This is a genomic window from Litchfieldella xinjiangensis (genome assembly GCF_000759345.1).
Classification (GTDB): domain Bacteria; phylum Pseudomonadota; class Gammaproteobacteria; order Pseudomonadales; family Halomonadaceae; genus Litchfieldella_A; species Litchfieldella_A xinjiangensis.
Map to the genome: position 1 here is coordinate 1 of NZ_JPZL01000007.1, position 1866 is coordinate 1866.

Sequence of the window (1866 nt, forward strand, 5' to 3'; positions counted from 1 at the left end):
GTCACCCAGCAGAACGCGGCGCGGGTACAAACCTCGGCACGTGCGGCCACGGAACTCGAGACTCAAGTCTCCATGTTGGCCAATGCCATCGCCGCCTTCCGCCTGCAGGGTAGTGGCCAGGAGACGGTGGAGAGCGCCACTCGGCTAATAGCCGCCTCGTCATCCATGAGCAACGCTCCGGCGCAGTTGACGCAATCGAAGCTTGCCAATATTGCGGGTAAATCGCTCCCGCCGAAGCACGGCAGAGCAGTGGAAACACGTAAGACTGCGTCAGTCGACGACTGGGAAGCGTTCTAGGCCCTGATGCCGACAAGAGACTGGGATACTCACTGGTCTACGCGTGAATCACGATAATGACCGGTTGGCCTTACCGCATGGCCAGCCGCAAAAAAGCAGGGGACGGTAGTATGCGCAATAACCAACCGATAACACGTCGCGAATATACACTCGACGACAACGACTTCCTGATTTCACGCACCGATCTCAAGGGCAGGATTACCTATGCCAACCCTGCGTTCATCAAGGTCAGCGGTTTCAGCCACGAAGAGTTGATCGGTGCGCCGCATAACATTCTTCGTCACCCAGACATGCCCGAAGTAGCGTTTGCCAATCTTTGGGAAACGATCCAGGCCGGTGAAACGTGGGGCGGGTTGGTCAAGAATCGTCGCAAGAATGGCGATCATTACTGGGTCAATGCCAGCGTAACGCCGATTGTCGAAAATAACGAAGTGCTCGGGTTTGCTTCCGTGCGGGTCAAGGCCGACCGGGAATCCATCGACGCAGCCGAGCAAGCGTATCAGCAGATTCGTGAGGGGCAGGGCAAGCATTTGCGGCTGGAGCGTGGTCAGCTGCGACGGCGGGGCCTGCGCGGTCTGGTTCGGCGCGTCAACCTGCGCACCATGCGTGCCCGCCTGGGCACGATGGTCTTGGCTTCAGCCTTGTTACTGGGGGCCAGTGGTGGGTTAGGCCTGTATGGCATTCAAGCGTCCGGTGAGCGGCTTCAGCAGCTCAACCGCGACGGCCTCGAGAATGTGGCTCGCCTTCAGCGCATCGATCAGTTGATGACCCAAGGGCGCCAGACCCTGGATCGTCCGGTGAGTAATCCGATGTCTGCCGACGCCGAGGCGGTGGGTGCAGAAGTCGATCGGATCGTTTTTTCGCTGAATGAATCGTGGAGCGCCTTCTCGGCAGGCAGTGCTGAGCAGACGCCTGAGATCCAGGCTTTTGACGAAGGGTTGGACCACTACATCGAGGCAGGCTTGCAAGCTGCCGTAGCGAGTCTCCAGAGTGGTGATTTCTACTCGGCCTATGTGGCACACAACGAAGTGCTCAAAGGCAAGGGAGGCGAGCTTTCCGAGGCAATCAATAATCTGGTTGCCGCCAAGCAGGACGATGCTCAGCGCCTGGCGGAAGAAGCCAGCGCAGGACAGCAGCAGATGCTCATCGCTCAGGCAGGGCTGCTCGCTGTAGGGCTGTTGATACTCCTTCTCCTCGGGGTATTGACCATGCGTGCCCTGCTCAAGCCGCTGCGTGAGTCGATGCACTTCACGCTGCAGATCGCGGCGGGGAACCTGGCGGCCTCGATGCCGTCGCATCGCAACGATGAGGCCGGGCAATTGATGCGTGCCCTGGACGTGATGCGCAAGAGCCTGGGCAGCATCGTGGGGAACGTGAATAGCGGCGTCGCTGTCGTCACGCCCGCGGCCCGGGACATCTCCCAGGGCAACGAGGATCTTTCTTCGCGTACCGAGCAGCAGGCTGCCTCATTGCAGGAAACGGCCTCGAGCATGGAAGAGATGACGGCTACCGTGCGGCAGAACGCTGACAACGCCCGTCAGGCGAGCGGCCTGGCCGTGGATAATGCCA

The 1866-nt window shown here is 60.0% G+C and carries 1 protein-coding gene and 1 pseudogene; both read left to right on the forward strand.

Annotated features, from left to right (window positions below; genetic code table 11):
* Positions 1-297: pseudogene (locus JH15_RS18280) on the forward strand (hypothetical protein); the annotation flags it as partial.
* Between the two features lie 110 nt (positions 298-407).
* A partial coding sequence (locus JH15_RS17410) for a methyl-accepting chemotaxis protein (protein WP_043532795.1) occupies positions 408-1866 on the forward strand: 1459 nt, incomplete at its 3' end.